A 17,637-nucleotide genomic window follows, 5' to 3' on the forward strand; every position below is an offset into this window, starting at 1 on the left:
TAACTGGTCCTGCGTGCTTATGTTTCCATTACCATCATCATAGGTCCATGTGATTACAGACGTAGAAGTAATAGGGAACGTGGCCGTTCCTGTAACCACTCCGGCACAATTATCTGTTGCTGTTGGTGCTGTTAAACTAGTTACCTCACAATTAAATACAAGGTTTGATAATGAAACAGCATCAAGTACTGGTACTGTTATATCATCAATGATCACATTTTGTGTCTGTGTAGAAGTGTTTCCATTTCCATCATCATAAGTCCAGGTTACTACTGTTGTTCCTTGGGAAGTTATAGGGAAGATCGTTGAAGTTGTTGCTGTTACCGTTCCTACACAATTATCAGTTGCTGTTGGTACTGTTAAACTTAACACTTCACATTCTGCCGTTACATCTGCCAAAGTAGTGACATCTGCTACTGGAGCCGTAACATCATCAATAATCACATTTTGGGTTTGCGTCGAGGTGTTTCCATTACCATCATCATAAGTCCAAGTCACTACTGTAGTTCCTTGTGTTGTGATAGGTAAGATTGTAGTAGTTGTACCAGTGATTGCTCCAGAGAAATCATCAGTCGCTGTAGGGGCTGTTAAAGAGGTCATTTCACACTGCGCAGTCACATCTGACAACATAGCTACATCAGGAACAGGAGCAGTTGTGTCTGATAATACAACATCAAAACTACAAGTACTGGCATTTCCTGATGCATCGGTAACTATAAAAGTGTTTGTGGTTGCTCCTAATGGATAAGTGGCACCCGAAGGTAATCCAGCAGATTGATAAAATCGATTATTCGCCGATTGAAAAATATAAACAAAGCTTGAATTATTACTTGTATCATTCCAAAGCCCACTGCCAAATATATGCACATAATCCTCACCAGATCCTGAATTGTTAGGCTCACCTGAGTTGAAATTCTCATAATTAGACGTACTACCGTCTTGCCATACAAATGTCCCTTCGTTAGCCGCATCAGAATATCCGATGAAGGCATCTGATATACCTAAATTATTCAATGCTGTTATTATTTGAGAGTTAACAGTAGCATCTGTAATTGTCACTAGGTGACCGCCTAAACTTTGCGCATTTGCAAATGCGGCGGCACCTGTAAAAGGATTATCGCTAACATATAAATTTTTACCTCCGAAGAAACCTAAATAAGTCAATCCTGGAATAGGATCATTATTTGCGACGCCACCGAAAGGTATCGTATCACAATTATCAATAGCAGTTGGGTTAGTAAATGTTACTACCGGTGCGTTGCCTGTAATATTAGCAGGACATGTAATCACAGGAGCAGTCACATCATCTATAATAACGTTTTGAGTCTGTGTAGAAGTGTTTCCATTTCCATCATCATAAGTCCAAGTTACTACTGTTGTCCCTTGTGTTGTGATAGGTAAGGTCGTATCGCTGGTTGCAGTAATGATGCCGGAACAATTATCTGTGGCGGTTGGAGCCACTAAACTACTTACTTCACATTCTGCAGTTACATCTGACAATGTCGCTACCTCCGCCACCGGAGCTGTAACATCATCTATAATAACGTTTTGAGTCTGTGTAGAAGTGTTTCCATTTCCATCATCGTAAGTCCAGGTCACTACCGTAGTAGTTCCTTCTCCTGTGATAGGTAAAACAGCATCGCTGGTAACGGTTACTACTCCTGTACAATTGTCCGTCGCCCTTGGCGCCACTAAACTGGTTACTTCACATTCTGCTATTACATCTGCTAGTATGGCTATATCTGCTACTGGAGCCTCGTTATCGCTAACAGTTACATTAAAAGATTGTGTTGTTGTATTTCCTGAAATATCGGTAGCTACAAAAGTATTGATAGTAGTTCCTACGGGAAAGCTAGATCCTGATGGCAAACCTGCAGTTTGATTTATAACTGGTGCTGATAGATTGGCTGATAGATTGTACGTAAAATCCACTTGACTGACTGAACCAGAAGCCTCTGTCCAAAAAGTATTTTGAGGTGCCTCAATTTGATCAATAGGATTTTGTGTACCAAATCTTGTTATTTGAACAGGACTTCCGTCAATAGTTATGGAATTCGAAGAACTATATGCATTCACATTATCTCTGACCCCTAATATCCCAATAATATCCCCTGTATTAAGAGTAATATTGACTGGTATGAATCCGTCTATTGGATCTCTTGAAGTGTAAAAAAGTAATTCTGAATAGCTATTAGTGGTTGGAAAACTAGATATTGGATTTGCAAATCGCATAACTTGAATGCTTTGTGGTCCAGTAGAAGCGCCTGTTGGCACTCTCAAACCTGTAATGACCATTGGTTGTGGGACAACAAAAGTATAGCCTCTCGCATTTCCTGAAAATAAACTAGGTCGATCTAAAAATGCTACTGTTTCATCAGGAAAAACACAATTATCGGATACTATTGGTGCTGCATAGTCAACTACTGCTGTACAGCTTCCAGAATCATTAGCAACAGTAATTTCTGATGGTAACGTGATTGATGGCGCAGTGACATCCTGGATAATTACATTTTGTGTTTGATTGAAAGTATTTCCATTTCCATCATCATAAGTCCAAGTAACTACCGTCGTTCCTTGTGTTGTGATAGGCAGCGTAGCGTTGTTAGTAATAGTAACCGTAACACCACAATTATCTGTTGCGGTAGGTGGTGTTAACGTTGTTACCTCACATTGTGACGTTACATCTGGTAAAGAAGCCACATCTGGAACAGGTGGTGTTGTGTCATCAATGATCACATTTTGATTTTGTGTAGAGGTATTACCATTTCCATCATCATAGGTCCAAGTCACTACTGTTGTGCCTTGGGCAGTAATAGGTAAGGTCGTTGTAGTTGTTGCTGTTACCGTTCCAGCACAATTATCAGTTGCTGTTGGTGCTGTTAAGCTAGTTACTTCGCATTGAGCGGTAACATCTACAAGTGCACCAATACCTGGTGTAGGAGCTTCATTATCAATAACCGTCAATGAAACTTGTGTGCTATTAGGACATATTCCAGCTGTAGCATAAGTTACTGTATATACTCCTTGAGTTGAAGCACTCAAATCTATTACTCCAGTAGTACTATTAATCGACAATCCAGTAGTACTTGAAAATGCTCCTCCAGTTAAACCAGAGATCGTCGGAGTAGGATCTGGTGAATTTGGACAAAAAGATACGTTTGAATAACTAAAACCTGCATCGTCTAAAGCGTTAATCGTTACCGCTGCTGTAGAACTATTCGAACAAGTTCCATTTGTCATGTAGGTAATAATATAACTTCCTGCTGTGGATGCTGATACATCTATTGCTCCTGTAGAAGCGTTGATGCTCAATCCAGTTCTAGCACTAAATATTCCACCTGTAAGACCTGTAATAGTAGGTATTGGATCAATTGCATCCGCACAATATGCAGCAACAGAATAACTAAAATTTGCATCGTCTAATTCATTGATCGTTATATTTTGTGTGCTTGAATTCTGATTAGGATTTTGGGTAGTATATGTAACTATGTAAGAACCTGGCGTACTCATAGAAATATCTATCGCACCAGAAGTGTTATTAATTGCCAAACCGGCTGTAGAACTAAAGGTACCACCTGTCTCTCCCGTTATCGTAGGAGTTGGGTCAGCACTATCAACACAATAACTAGTCGCTGCATATGTAAAAGAGGCATCATCTATGGAAATTGATGTAATAATTGATCCATAAACTGTTCTTACATCTTCAGATATTCCGCTTGCTCCAGGGCCGCCATTTCCACCACGACCACCACTTCCACCGCGACCTCCGAAACCTCCTCGACCAACTTCACATGTACTACAACCAAGTAATCCTCCGCTGGTTCCACCAATTCCGCCTCCATTTCCTCCGTTCCCACCAAAACCACCTAAACCTCCATTACTTCCTGGAGCTACTGTTGGGATATTGTAATTATTATTAACTGCATTTCCATCGCTACCAGCTGCGTAAAGTGCAAAAGCACCTCCAGAACCATAGCCGCCTTGACCACCTTCACCGCCTTGACCGCCGCCACCGCCGCCACCGCCAGCACCACCAGTTCCATCAGTACAAAAGAAACATCCTTGACCGCCGCCACCGCCGCCACCGCCACCGCCGGCACCACCAGTCCCATCCGTTCCATCAGTACTTTTATCAGAAGGTAACCAGTAATCTTCGTAAGTTGTAGAAGTAGAAACGGTCACTCCATTTGTTCCGTCATTTCCATCTGCTCCACTTGTACCGTTTAAAGCATTAACTGTAGAGCAGTTACCTGGGCTAGTACTACCATTACCATTACCAAATGCACCACCATTTCCTGCAGTTGCAGTAGCTGAGTTACCACCTCTGCCTCCGAATCCTCCACGATTATTTTCAGCTCCACCACTTCCTCCAGAACCACCGCTTCCTCCTTGCCTTGCATTTCCTGATGTTCCATTACTACCATTTTGTCCACTATTGCGACAACTGCCGTCAATATTAGTTGGTGCGCCAGAGACTCCACCTCCGCCGTGTCCGCCGTTTCCACCTCTATTAGTTGTACAGTCATCATTACAATCGGCTGCAGTACCTGTACCACCATTTACCCCATTTGATCCCGAAGCACCATCTATACCGTTAGCTCCTTGAGTAGCTTCTCCAACATTCATTACACAGTTTCTTACATCCCAACCATTTGAACCATTGAAATAGAAACCATAGACACTTCGTCCTCTATTACCAGTCGTGCCAGAAGCTACTCCGGACATTCCACCATCCTTAACGTTAAATATCAAATTTTCAAGAACAAAATCATCCACATTAATAGCTTCTACACCTTTATAAACACCTACTAGTATACCACCAGATTGATGTGGCACTTCTTCTAAAGAGGAGTCTATATTTAGCGTAGTGGTAACAGAAGTTGACTGACTTGCTACGCCCATTATATCTATCCAATTACCGCTTATTTCTATGTCTGCACACGTAATCTGTAATTTTTGCGATAGATTATAAGTTCCTGAAAGTAATCTGATTTCATCAATATTATTTGAGCAAGCATCATTATTGGCGCTAATCAAATCCTTAGGAGAACCAAGACTACCATCATTTAAAGCATTACCTGTAGGACTCACATAGTAAATATTTTGTCCAGCTACAAAATTAGCAAACACAGTTAATAAGAAGAGTGTAAGGGTTAATTTTAAGGTTGTGTTGTAATTATTTATCATGTTTTTAAAATTTGATTGCAAAAAATATGCGCTAGGTTTATGCCTGTACACAAATTTTTCACAAAAATAAGAGCAAAGGCTAATCAGATTATGTAAAAAAGCGACAAGTCGACAAACACTACGTATTTCGGATAAAAAACAAAAAAGTAGTTTAAAAAAAAACAGTCAAGAAAAGACCCTTAACTAATGTTAATAAAGTTTAAGTAAGTTGTCATGAAAAAAATCGACATTTAATTTGTAACCACGAATTACTCCTGTTTTGAGCTTATTTTAACGACAAATAGTAATCAAGTTAAAAAACGCATTAATAAAGTAACATGATTACATTTTTGAAATGATAACTGAACCAATCGTAATTAGCATCATAAAAAATTATGAATCAATTAGAAGACAGTTTTTCAAAAAACGGATCGTTTCTCAAAATTGATTGGACTTCAAATAAATGATCGTAAAGATCATATCCTATTAAATGTTCTACAAAAGATCTAAAATGATAACACTAGAACAGCTTTACATTTGCTCAGGAACTTCAATTCCTAATAAAGCACAAGCACTTTTTACTACTGCAGAAGTTTTGTAACATAACAACAAACGGAATTGTTTTAAATCTGCATTTTCTTCTTCTACTATTTTAGGCACGTTTTGATAAAACGAATTGAATTCTTTTACCAGTTCATAAACATAGTTAGCAATCAAAGCAGGACTATACTTATCTGCTGCATTTTGAATCATTTCTGGATATTGCTGTAGACACATAATCACAGCAGTGTCTTTATCAGTCAATTCAAGATTTGTAGCACTTTGTAGTTGGTTAGAATCAAAATTAGTTTTATGTAGTATGGATTTAATGCGTGCATGTGTATATTGAATAAAAGGCCCAGTATTTCCTTGAAAATCTACAGATTCTTTAGGATCAAACATCATGCTTCTTTTAGGATCTACTTTAAGCATGAAATACTTCAAAGCACCTAAACCTATAAGCTTGTAAAGCTCTTCTTTTTCTGTTTCAGACAGCCCTTCTAGTTTCCCTTGTTCTTGGGCTATTGCTTTTGCAGTTGCTGTCATTTCTTCCATCAGCTCGTCTGCATCTACAACGGTTCCTTCACGAGATTTCATCTTACCAGAAGGAAGTTCTACCATTCCGTAACTTAAATGATACAAGTTCTCTGCCCAATCAAAACCTAATTTTTGAAGTATCAAAAACAATACTTTAAAATGATAATCTTGCTCATTACCAACAGTATACACCATAGAATTTATATTGTGATCTTTTACTCGTTGTATCGCAGTACCTATATCTTGCGTCATATATACAGCGGTTCCATCACTGCGCAATACAATTTTGCGATCTAGTCCATCTTCTGTAAGATCAATCCATACCGATCCATCTGGATCTTTTTCAAAGACTCCTTTATCAAGCCCTTGCTGTACCACATCTTTTCCTAATAAATAGGTATTGCTCTCGTAATACAAACTATCAAAATCAACACCTAGATTTTTATACGTGGTTTCAAAACCTTTATAAACCCAACCGTTCATCTTTTCCCAAAGCGCAACCACATCAGCATCACCTTGCTCCCATTTTTGAAGCATTTCTTGAGCTGCTATTAAGGATGAAGCTTCTTTTTTTGCTTCATCTTCAGTTTTCCCGTCGGATATTAAAGTCGCAATTTCCTTTTTATATTCTTGATCAAACTTAACGTAGTAGTTACCTACTAGCTTATCACCTTTTAATCCAGTAGATTCTGGAGTTTCTCCATTACCATAACGTTCCCAAGCCAGCATGGATTTACAAATATGAATCCCTCGATCATTAATGATCTGTGTTTTGTTAACCTTACGACCAGTTGCTTTAATAATATTTGCTACAGAGTAACCTAACAAGTTATTTCTTACATGTCCTAAATGCAATGGCTTGTTTGTATTAGGCGAACTGTATTCTACCATCACACCAGGTTGTTTGCCATCTTGTTCCTTTATACCATAATTTTGATCACTTAGAATTCGGTTGAAATCGGTTAAAAAAGCTGTAGAAGAAACTTTTACATTTAAAAAGCCTTTGATTACCTCAATATTTGTTATTAAACTACTGTTTTCTAATAAATGCGTTCCAATTTGTTGCCCTATTACAGCTGGATTACCTTTAATATGACGCAGCATAGGAAAAACCATAATGGTAAGGTCTCCATTTTGATCTTTTCGCGTAAGCGTAATTTCCACATTTTCTAATTCTACAGAAAAAATAGATTTTACAGCATCTTTAGTAGCGTTTTCTAATTGTTGAAACAGCGTCATCGTAATAAAAATTTAAGCCTGCAAAGATAAGGATTATGAAAGGCTTTTAGAATCTAGCGAACTAATAACAAATATAAATAGTATTAAAAAGCACCTTTACTATATGCTGCACAATGTCTCATACAATAACCCAAAAATAGAACGTGAAATCTTAAAAGAAGTAGGTGCTGTTCTTACTTTAAAGGAAAGGTGGAAATTAAAGGGTTCTGGATCGCCTAAGTTAATCATGAACAGTTCTAGCATACAGATTCACAATCTCATGGTGCTCGATATCAATGCAAATACTTGTAATATAGAAATTAGACAAAATGGGATAATAGTACGTTTTAGATCCTTACTAGAAACCTACGCACTACCTATTCCCTATTATAAACTGACTATTTATAAAGGTCGCGCCCAGGAATATAGTATTCATAAGGATAATTACTTTGTGAAAATTAAGGCAGATCACAAAAGAATCCATAAGTTTTTTGAAAAGCTATCGCAGCTCAAAACAGATCAAGGATTTGAGTATATTGATGATCTTTAATTAGAAACCAGTATCTGAATAGAAGCCGTCTTTTAAATAGGCTGTTCTTAATTGAGGGCGGCAGTTAAAATACATCTTGTAGTAATTTGCACGCTGCTTTTAAGCTACAATGTTATTGTCTCTTGATACAGTACACCTAAAAGGCAACTAGAAACATAAACTCTTGAAGTAGATTTTTGTGCTAATCTAATTTATATTCGTCAAATGAAAAAAATGTGGTCTTTATTATTGCTTATAACTTTAGTTTATAGTTGTAATCCTGAAGATAGTAAACAAGAAGAAGCTTTTGAATCTGGTACTTTCTATAAAGGAATGGATCTCTCTTTTTTACCAGAAAATGAATCTTTAGGAGTTGTTTTCAAAGATGAAAATAATCGAGTTATTACCAACAACTATAGTTACCTAGCTAATCGTGGAGTAAATCTCGTGCGCATTAGGTTGTGGATAGACCATACCGATGAAGCTTATCACTTAGATAATTTAAAAGCTCAAGCCTTAAAATTAAAGGCAGCTGGAATGGACTATTTGTTAGATTTTCATTATTCAGATACTTGGGCAGATCCTGGGTCTCAACAAACTCCTGCAGCATGGCAAAACCTCAACGCCTTAGAACTTTCCATTGCGGTTGCTAGCTACACGACTGATGTTCTTAGAGAATTAAAAGTTCAAGGAACAGAGCCTGCGATTGTTCAAATAGGAAACGAGACTAACAATGGATTTTTATGGCCAGTAGGCCAAATTTACACTGGTCCAATAGAAAATTTTGATAATTATCTATTGATTACAAATGCAGCTATTAACGCTGTAAGAACAGTCTCGCCAGATACTAAAATAATGATTCATCGAGCAGGAATAAGTGATTCGGCTTACTTTTTTGATGAATTAAATTCTAGAAATATTGATTTTGATATCGCAGGATTAAGTTATTATCCTTGGTGGCATGGTTCTGATATTACCACCTCAGAAAATGAGTTGAGATCTTTTGCTGCTGGTATCAACCAAAAAATAATGATTGTAGAAACAGCATATCCTTTTACCATAGCGTGGAATGATAACCTAAACAACATCATAGGACTTAACAACCAATTGTCTTCTGGATTTCCTGCAACTCTTGAAGGACAACATGCTTTTATGTTACGCATCCATGATTTAATGAAGAACTTACCTAATGATCAAGGTCTAGGCTATTGTTATTGGTCGCCAGATTGGGTGGCGCATAATAGAGGAGTTGATAGCTTTATGAACGGCAGCAGCTGGGAAAATATGGCGTTGTTTAATTTTGACTATAAAGCAACTCCTGCTTTAGAGGTATTTGAATTAGAGTAATTTGCTGGGATAATTTGTAAAATAGAGTTCCATTTATTTGTGGCCGTTTGACAATAATCTGTCATAATTGAAAAACTGTTCAGAAAGCTTAGACTTTAATTTTGGTTTAAGTTTAAAAACATGTAACATATTGAATTAATGGAACACTAACACTTCAAACCATAAAAATTCAATTACATGATTCTTAGTTTAAAGAATGTTTCCAAAACATATAGCAACGGTGTTAAAGCACTTGATGATGTAACGATAGATATAAACGCTGGAATGTTTGGTCTTTTAGGCCCTAACGGAGCAGGGAAATCTTCCTTGATGCGTACTATCGCCACCTTACAATCTCCAGATTCTGGAAGTATTCATCTTGATGGATTAGACATTTTAAACAATAAGATCGAGTTTAGAAAAACACTAGGATATTTACCACAAGAATTTGGTGTGTATCCTAAAATGAGCGCCAAAGATTTACTACATTATTTTGCCAGTCTCAAAGGAATCACGAGTAAATCAGAACGTAATAAAATAGTAGAAAAGGCCCTTGAAGTAACTAATCTTAGTGATGTTCAAGATAAACATGTTGCTGGTTATTCTGGTGGTATGAAACAACGATTTGGTATTGCACAATTATTATTGAACAACCCTAAGTTAATCATTGTTGATGAACCTACTGCTGGACTGGATCCTGCAGAGCGTCACCGATTTTTAAACGTTCTTAGAGAAATAGGAACCAACCATATCGTGATATTTTCTACGCATATTGTAGACGATGTCAAAGAACTTTGTACCGACATGGCCATTCTTAACGGCGGTAAAATACTGGCGCAGTCCACACCTAAACAAATGGTTGCTACACTTGCTGGCAAAGTGTGGACAACAACAGTTAATCGTGAAGCCATTGAAGAAATGCAGCGCACGCACAATGTAATATCCTCTAGTTATAATGAAGATAACAATCTAGACGTGCGTGTTTATGGTGAAAGTAGTCCAGGCGCTGAATTTACCTCAGCAACTGCAACATTGGAAGATGTGTATTTCACCACATTAAATCGCAATAGTGATATTGTACAACCAGAAATCGCATAATCATGTTTACAACCATATTTTCACACGAGATAAAAACGTGGTTTAAAAAACCTCTTTTTTACATATTTGCAGCGATCTTCTTTCTTTTAGGTGGTATTATTATGGCAGCCGCTACTGGAGTTTTTAGTAGTGATAACGTAACTGTAACAAGTAATTCATATCTCAATAGTCCGTACAGCATATCAGGACTTATTTCTCAAATAGCACTGCTTGCCTATCTTTTGATACCTAGCTTTACAGGTGCTACCATACACAGAGATTTTAAAAACAATATGCATAATGTATTGTACTCTTACCCTATTAAAAAAATAGAATATTTGCTTGCTAAATTTCTAGCTGGTTTTTCTATCAATTTACTAGTGATAAGTGCTTTGGTTTTAGGATTAATGATAGGTAGTTATCTTCCAGGTTCAAATCCAGAATTATTAGGACCTTTTCACGTATGGAATTACCTACAACCATTTCTTGTAATTATTATTCCTAATGTACTTTTTTATAGTGCCATCGTCTTTGCGATTATAGTATTTACACGTAATATGAACATAGGTTTTATGACCGTTCTTACATTGATAATCGTACAGCTTATTACCACTTCTTATGTAGAACAAGTAGATGATCCGTTCTGGCTGGCTATGGCAGATCCTTTAGGGAATGTAGCTATCAGTGAAGCTACTAAGTACTGGACACCAGCCGAACAAAATGAACTAATGATTCCTTTTTCTGGTATGATCCTATGGAATCGTTTTCTATGGGCTGGAATTGCATTACTTGTTTTAGGATGGGTTATTGCTCGATTTAAATTTGCTCAAAATGCAATAACTATTAGTCTATTCAAGAGTAAAGCACAACGCATGACTAAAGAGAATACCAGTGGTATTAACAAAGTAATCATGCCTATTGCCAAAACTGATTTTTCTTTTTTAGGAAAACTGAAAACCCTATGGCATCTCGCAAAAAGTGATACCAAATACATTATTTACGGCTGGCCGTTTATCATCATCTCATTTTTAGCAGTTGTCTTAACCATGGTTTTAATGTTCAATACTGGAATTTTATTCAACACTAGTATTTTGCCTAAAACGTGGGTCATGCTGGCAGAGCCTGCTAGTTACATCACTCTATTTAGCTACCTGTTGATTCATTTATACTCTGGATTCTTAATGGATCGTTCTAAAGCTGCACATATCAATCAGATAGTAGATGTAACTCCTACAAAAAACTGGGTGTTTTTGCTTTCAAGATTTGTTGCATTGTTTCTAATGGTAGCCAGTTTACAAGTAGTCCTTATCGCATGTGGATTAACCTATCAAACTATAAGTAACTTTACAGATTATCAGCTGGATTTATATCTATTCCAGACCTTTATGTTAAATGTATGGAGTTTTATTCCGTGGATTTTAATGGCATTGATGATTCATACCTTAATAAAAAACAAATGGTTAGGACTGGCAGTATTATTGATAATAGCCGTGGCAATTCCATTAATTCAAGGAGCGGCAGGTGTTACTCAAGCAATTTTTGACTTCAATTCAGTAAGTGCTCCCAGCGCGTCAGACTTTATGGGCTTTGGAAATGCTTTACCACAGTATTATACCTATCGTGTTTACTGGATATTGTTCGGGATCATACTTACCTGCATTGCTTTACTTTTCTACAGACGTGGTATGAGTACAGATGTTAAAGGACGTCTCGCTTTCGCGAAAGCGAGATCAACAAAAGCCTTAAATACAGTTGCAACGATATCGATAGTAGGGTTTTTTGCCATAGGAGGTTATATATGGAAAATAAACAATGTAGACAATGAAAATTTATCTGGTAAAGAAGTAGAAGAGTTGCGTGTAAATCTTGAAAAAGATTTAGGGAAATATGATGGAATCCCTCAACCTAGGTTAATAGCAGTAAATACGTTTATGGATATGATTCCAGAAACTAGAGATTTTAAAGCTGGTGCCACTTACACGATGACAAATCAAAGCAGTAGCGCCATAGATACTTTACATGTAAATCTTACTGATTATCCAACTGAAATAACGCTGAATCGTGAAGCAAAAATCGTTTATGATAATGAAGATTATAATTACCGTATGTATGCTTTTGAACAAGCCTTACAACCTGGTGACACTTTAATTTTCAAATTCACTACTGAAAACGAGCCCAATAAATTTTTAGATAACAAGTCACCTATCAATACCAATGGAACATTTGTTAATCAAGGATTATTTCCTTCTATAGGATATAGTGATGCTTTTGAATTGCGCAATGTCAAGGTAAGAGAGAAATACAATTTACCTCCTAAAGACAGGTTACCAGCTCCAGATGCGCCCGGCGCAACAGATAATAATTATATAGGTGGTGCTAGCGACTGGATCGATTTTGAAGCAACAGTAAGCACAAGTCCAGATCAAATTGCTATTGCCCCTGGATATCTGATGAAAGAATGGGAAGAAAATGGACGCAGGTATTTTCATTATAAAATGGATTCAAAAATTCTGAATTTTTATTCATTTTTAAGTGGTAAGTACGATGTTAAAAGAGAAACCCATAATGGTATCAAACTAGAGATCTATCATCATCCAGATCACACCTATAATCTTGATCGCATGATGGATGGGTTAAAGCAAGGACTCGACTACTATAATGATAATTATACACCATACCAGCATAGACAAGCGCGTATTATTGAATTCCCTAAACAATATGGAAGTTTTGCACAAGCATTTGCAAACACGATTCCTTTTAGTGAAAGAGTAGGTTTCATTGCAGATGTAGATGAAAAAAAGAAAGATGCGGTAGATTATGCCCTTGCTATCACAGCTCATGAACTGGCACACCAGTGGTGGGCACATCAAGTTATAGGTGCAAAGGCAAAAGGTATGACTTTACTTTCTGAAAGCATGTCAGAATACAGCTCGCTTAAGGTTCTTGAAAAAGTATATGGCAAAAACCAAATGCGTAAATTTTTGAAGGAATCTATGGAAGGTTATTTAAGTGGTCGTACTGGAGAAACTATTAAAGAAAATCCATTGATGTATAATGAAAACCAGCAATACATTCATTACCAAAAAGGCTCTGTTGTGTTGTATGCTATGAGTGATTATCTAGGAGAAAAAAAGTTTAACGACGTAGCAAAACGCTTTGCAGAGAAGTATCAATTTAAATCTGCGCCTTACCCTACTGCTCCAGAATTTGTAAATGATATAAGAGCAGTAACACCAGATTCTTTGCAATATTTAATCAAAGATATGTTTGAAACCATTACTCTTTATGACAATGAGGTAACTGATGCTACTTATTCTAAAGTAAGTGATGATCAATATTTAGTGAACATAAACAGTTTAGTAAGTAAATACAGGTCTTATAAAAAAGGTAAAAAAAGCTATACATCCATATCAGGTGACAGTTTGAGTTTTACACCTAAGGATTCAAAGGAAGCAATCTCCTCTTTACCACTTGCAGATTATATAGAAATAGGAATCTTTGGCGAGGAAGATCCAGAGACTGGAGAAGAAGATGTTTTATACTTGAAGAAGTTGAAGATTACTGAAATTGAAAATAACCATTCTATCATGGTTTCTAAAAAGCCAATAGAAGTAGGAATAGATCCTTACTACAAACTTATCGATAGGAGAACCAGCGACAATCGTAAAAAAGTAAGTGAAACAAACAATAAGGATAAAGAAGAAGCAAAAGACAAAGAAGAAGAAGCTTAATTCATTTTCTCTACAATATATTCAAAATCGCCATCTCAACAGATGGCGATTTTTGTTTTAACAAACTTGTGCATTGATTAATCGCTGTGAATACTATCTTTAAACCTATGAAAGTATTATTAACAGGAGCAAACGGTTATATAGGAGTTCGTTTACTCTATGAACTTCTAAAAGAAGATCATAAAATAGTCTGTGCCGTGCGCAGTGCTGCTAGGCTATCTGTCCCACAAGAGATCAGAGATCAAATCAAAATTGTAGAAGTTGATTTTCTCAAAATAGCCGAGGCAGATCAATTGCCCAAGGATATAGATGCGGCTTATTACCTGATCCATTCCATGTCTTCCAGCACAGAAGACTTTGATCATATGGAAGCAGAAAGCGCTCAAAACTTTGTAAAACTCATTACTAAAACAGATTGTAAGCAGGTTATTTACCTTTCTGGAATTGTAAATGAGGACAAACTGAGTAAACACTTGCTTTCGCGAAAGCAAGTTGAAGACATACTTTATACAGGCAAATATAATCTGACGGTTTTGCGCGCGGGAATAATAGTAGGTAGTGGTAGTTCTTCCTTTGAAATCGTACGAGATTTATGTGAAAAACTACCAGTAATGATTACTCCAAAATGGGTCAATACTAAAACACATCCCATAGCCATACGTAACGTTATGAGTTTTTTAATAGGTGTTTTAGGTCGCGATGATTGCTATAATCAAAGCTTTGATATAGGAGGCAAAAGTATACTAACTTACAAAGAAATGATGACCGGTTATGCTAAAAATAGAGGTCTAAAACTTTATATTTTTACCGTACCAGTGATGACTCCTAAATTGAGTTCTTACTGGCTGTATTTTGTGACGAGCACTTCTTATAAACTCGCTCAAAATCTGGTGGACAGTATGGCAATAGAAGTGATAGCTTCAAAAAATAACCTCGCAGAAAGATTAGGTATTGAGATTTATGATTACCAACAAGCACTGGATATGGCTTTTGCTAAGATTGAACAAAATCAAGTAGTAAGCAGTTGGAAAGACAGTATGGTAAGTGGTCGTTTTAAATATAACCTGAACAAATATAAAAAAGTACCTAGTTATGGTTGTTTAAAAGATGGTCAAAAGCTTAAAACTGAAGATCCAGCTGCGGCTTTAGAACGCATATGGTCTATAGGTGGAAAAAATGGATATTACTACGCAACTTTTCTTTGGAAAATAAGAGGCTATTTTGACAAGCTAATAGGTGGCGTTGGTTTGCGTAGAGGTCGCACTAATCCAGATAAAATATATTCAGGTGATGCGCTGGATTTTTGGCGTGTTCTTGTTGCCGATCGTGAAGGAAAACGACTGTTGCTTTTTGCAGAAATGCGAGTACCAGGAGAAGCCTGGTTAGAATTTGAAATAGATGAGAATGACGTCGTGCATCAAACAGCAACTTTTAGACCACGAGGAATTTGGGGAAGACTCTACTGGTTTTCTATGTTACCGTTTCACTACTTTATTTTTGCTGGAATGTTGCGGCATATCGCTACCGGTAAATAACGAAGAAATTGAAAAAGTATATATCTCAAAAGAGGCGGAATTAATTCTGCCTCTTTTGAAATAAATAAATGGCTAAAAGTTTTAACTCTTAGGCAAAAACACCTCGGCCATCATACATCTTACAGAGCCACCACCTAAAGTTTCTATGGTAGAAATGGATGGATGCAAGATTTCATTATACTTTTCTAATTTACTTATTTGTGCATCAGTTAAAGAATTGTATGCTTGATCGCTCATGACTAGTAAACGATCTCCATTTGAATTATGAACTTGCATCATATTTCCTGCAAATGAGTTGACTTGATCTTCTGTGATGGTGATTACTTCTTTACCATCTTCTTTAAGATGTTTCAAAACATTTTTACGTTCTTTTTTATCATCAATACAATCTAGACAGATTACAGCATAATTTTCACCTAGCGCCATCATCACATTAGTATGATAAATGGGTAAGCGCTTCTCCTCTACTGTTTGATATGCGGTAAAAATTACAGGAGTAAATTCAAAATCTTCACAAAATTCTATCATCAACTCCTCGTCTGCGCGTGGTGAGATACTGCAATAGGCTTTTTGATGAGTACGATCTAGTAACAAACTTCCTGTTCCTTCTAAGAAAAAACCTTCATCTTCAGCACTGGTATAATCAACAATATTTTCAATTTTAAAACCTTCTTCTTCGATTCTATCCAGTACTTCTGGTCTTCTTTCTAAACGCCTGTTTTCGGCAAACATTGGGAATAAGGCAACATCACCATTTTCATGTGTAGAAATCCAGTTGTTTGGGAAAATAGAGTCTGGCGTATCATTTTTAACATCATCAGATATGATAATGACGTTGATTCCTTTTTCTTGTAACGCTTTCGCGAAAGCGTCAAACTCATCTTGCGCTTTTTGATTTTGATCTAAGATCTTAACGCCTTCATCTTGGTAATAATTATTTACAGCAGTTTGCTCGTTCAAACGGAACTGAGTAGGACGTACCATAAAAACGGTATCGGTAATTTGTTTCATTTAATCTCTAATTAAGGGAAGTGTAGAACATCTAAGAAGGCCTTCTTGCTTAGAAATTTCGGCATAAGGAACTTCTTCTACGGTAATATGATGACTGCGCAGCCAATTGTTCAATCTGGTAAAATTCTTTTCTGAAATTACCACATCTGGTGCAATAGAAAAGATGTTTGAATTCATAGCATACATCTCTTCTTGTGTTATTTGAAAACAGTTTTCCTTTCCAAAAAAGTCCACCAGATACTGGTATTCTTCCTCTTGTAAAAATCCGTTTTTATGAATGATGCATTTATCTTTCCCCACTGGCTGGAAACAGCAATCCAGGTGTAGCGCATTGTTATAAGGATCGAGGTTGTCTTTTCTCAAATTAAAAGAAACGACTTTTTTATTAGGAAAGGTATCTTTTAACCAGTCTATGGCTTCTAGGTTAGTGCGCGCAATGATATAATCTGCATAGTCTTCACCTCTATAAGTTCCTACAAAAATATAATCGCCGTGCAACATGACGTCACCACCTTCAATATGAACTTCTTCTGGTGGACGTATCACTTGATCAGGATTTATTTGATCAATCACGTATTGAATCGCCTCTATCTCCTCTTCTCTATCTGGAAGGATATTTGCCTTTACAAAAGTATTATCAATGACAAAACCTATGTCTCTGGTAAAAATCTGGTTGCAATCTTCTATATGTTTAGGACGGTACACTTTTACATCATACTTTTTAAATACAACATTAACTGCCTCCATTTCCTTTACCATATCTTCATTAGTAGGATATTCTCCTGCCAAGATGTATTTGCGAGATTTAGGATCATAAGCATCTTCTACAGCTGGAACCGGACCATTACTGGCTGCTGTTCCTAAGATGACCGCACGTAATCGCGAGGTCTCATCACTTACGTTAAGATTAAGTTTATTCATACTGCGAATTTAGGAATTAAGACTATGATATGTTATACTTTACGCA

At 36.7% G+C, this 17,637-nt stretch carries 9 protein-coding genes; 5 read left to right on the plus strand and 4 right to left on the minus strand.

The window, feature by feature from the left end; genetic code table 11:
- Together ACTF54_RS00005 and argS are read right to left on the minus strand one after the other, a co-directional pair.
- On the minus strand, nucleotides 1–5,187 hold a 5,187-nt coding region (locus tag ACTF54_RS00005; protein ID WP_438968473.1), incomplete at its 3' end, for an HYR domain-containing protein.
- Nucleotides 5,188–5,697: 510 nt separating this feature from the next.
- Nucleotides 5,698–7,482 carry an arginine--tRNA ligase gene (gene argS, locus ACTF54_RS00010; RefSeq protein WP_438968474.1) on the minus strand — a complete coding sequence of 595 codons (1,785 nt, stop codon included), beginning with the start codon at nucleotides 7,480–7,482 and terminating at the stop codon, nucleotides 5,698–5,700.
- 103 nt (nucleotides 7,483–7,585) lie between these two features.
- Here argS and ACTF54_RS00015 point away from each other — a divergent pair, with 103 nt between their 5' ends.
- The 5 genes from ACTF54_RS00015 (at nucleotide 7,586) to ACTF54_RS00035 (ending at nucleotide 15,659) form a co-directional block, all read left to right on the plus strand.
- The gene (locus ACTF54_RS00015; protein ID WP_347196230.1) at nucleotides 7,586–8,011 is read left to right on the plus strand and encodes a hypothetical protein; all 426 of its coding nucleotides are present in this window, start codon (nucleotides 7,586–7,588) and stop codon (nucleotides 8,009–8,011) included.
- A 204-nt stretch (nucleotides 8,012–8,215) separates the two neighbouring features.
- On the plus strand, nucleotides 8,216–9,337 hold the full coding sequence (locus ACTF54_RS00020) for a glycoside hydrolase family 53 protein (RefSeq protein WP_347196229.1): 1,122 nt from the start codon (nucleotides 8,216–8,218) through the stop codon (nucleotides 9,335–9,337).
- 177 nt (nucleotides 9,338–9,514) lie between these two features.
- Nucleotides 9,515–10,414 (plus strand): ABC transporter ATP-binding protein, encoded by a 900-nt coding sequence (locus tag ACTF54_RS00025; protein WP_438968475.1) that lies wholly within the window; start codon nucleotides 9,515–9,517, stop codon nucleotides 10,412–10,414.
- Nucleotides 10,415–10,416: 2 nt separating this feature from the next.
- Nucleotides 10,417–14,124, plus strand: a complete 3,708-nt coding sequence (locus ACTF54_RS00030) for an ABC transporter permease/M1 family aminopeptidase (protein WP_438968476.1) — start codon at nucleotides 10,417–10,419, stop codon at nucleotides 14,122–14,124.
- Nucleotides 14,125–14,231: 107 nt separating this feature from the next.
- On the plus strand, nucleotides 14,232–15,659 hold the full coding sequence (locus ACTF54_RS00035; protein ID WP_438968477.1) for an SDR family oxidoreductase: 1,428 nt from the start codon (nucleotides 14,232–14,234) through the stop codon (nucleotides 15,657–15,659).
- Nucleotides 15,660–15,740: 81 nt separating this feature from the next.
- Here ACTF54_RS00035 and ctlX read toward each other — a convergent pair whose 3' ends face one another.
- Both ctlX and ACTF54_RS00045 read right to left on the minus strand, forming a co-directional pair.
- Nucleotides 15,741–16,670: a citrulline utilization hydrolase CtlX gene (ctlX, locus tag ACTF54_RS00040; RefSeq protein ID WP_438968478.1), complete on the minus strand. Its 930-nt coding sequence runs from the start codon at nucleotides 16,668–16,670 to the stop codon at nucleotides 15,741–15,743.
- A complete protein-coding gene (locus tag ACTF54_RS00045; protein ID WP_438968479.1) occupies nucleotides 16,671–17,591 on the minus strand; it encodes a dimethylarginine dimethylaminohydrolase family protein in 921 nt (306 codons plus the stop codon). It lies immediately after the preceding gene.
- Nucleotides 17,592–17,637 lie beyond the last annotated feature (46 nt).

The sequence above is a fragment of the Nonlabens sp. genome (genome assembly GCF_965657255.1).
Lineage (GTDB): Bacteria > Bacteroidota > Bacteroidia > Flavobacteriales > Flavobacteriaceae > Nonlabens.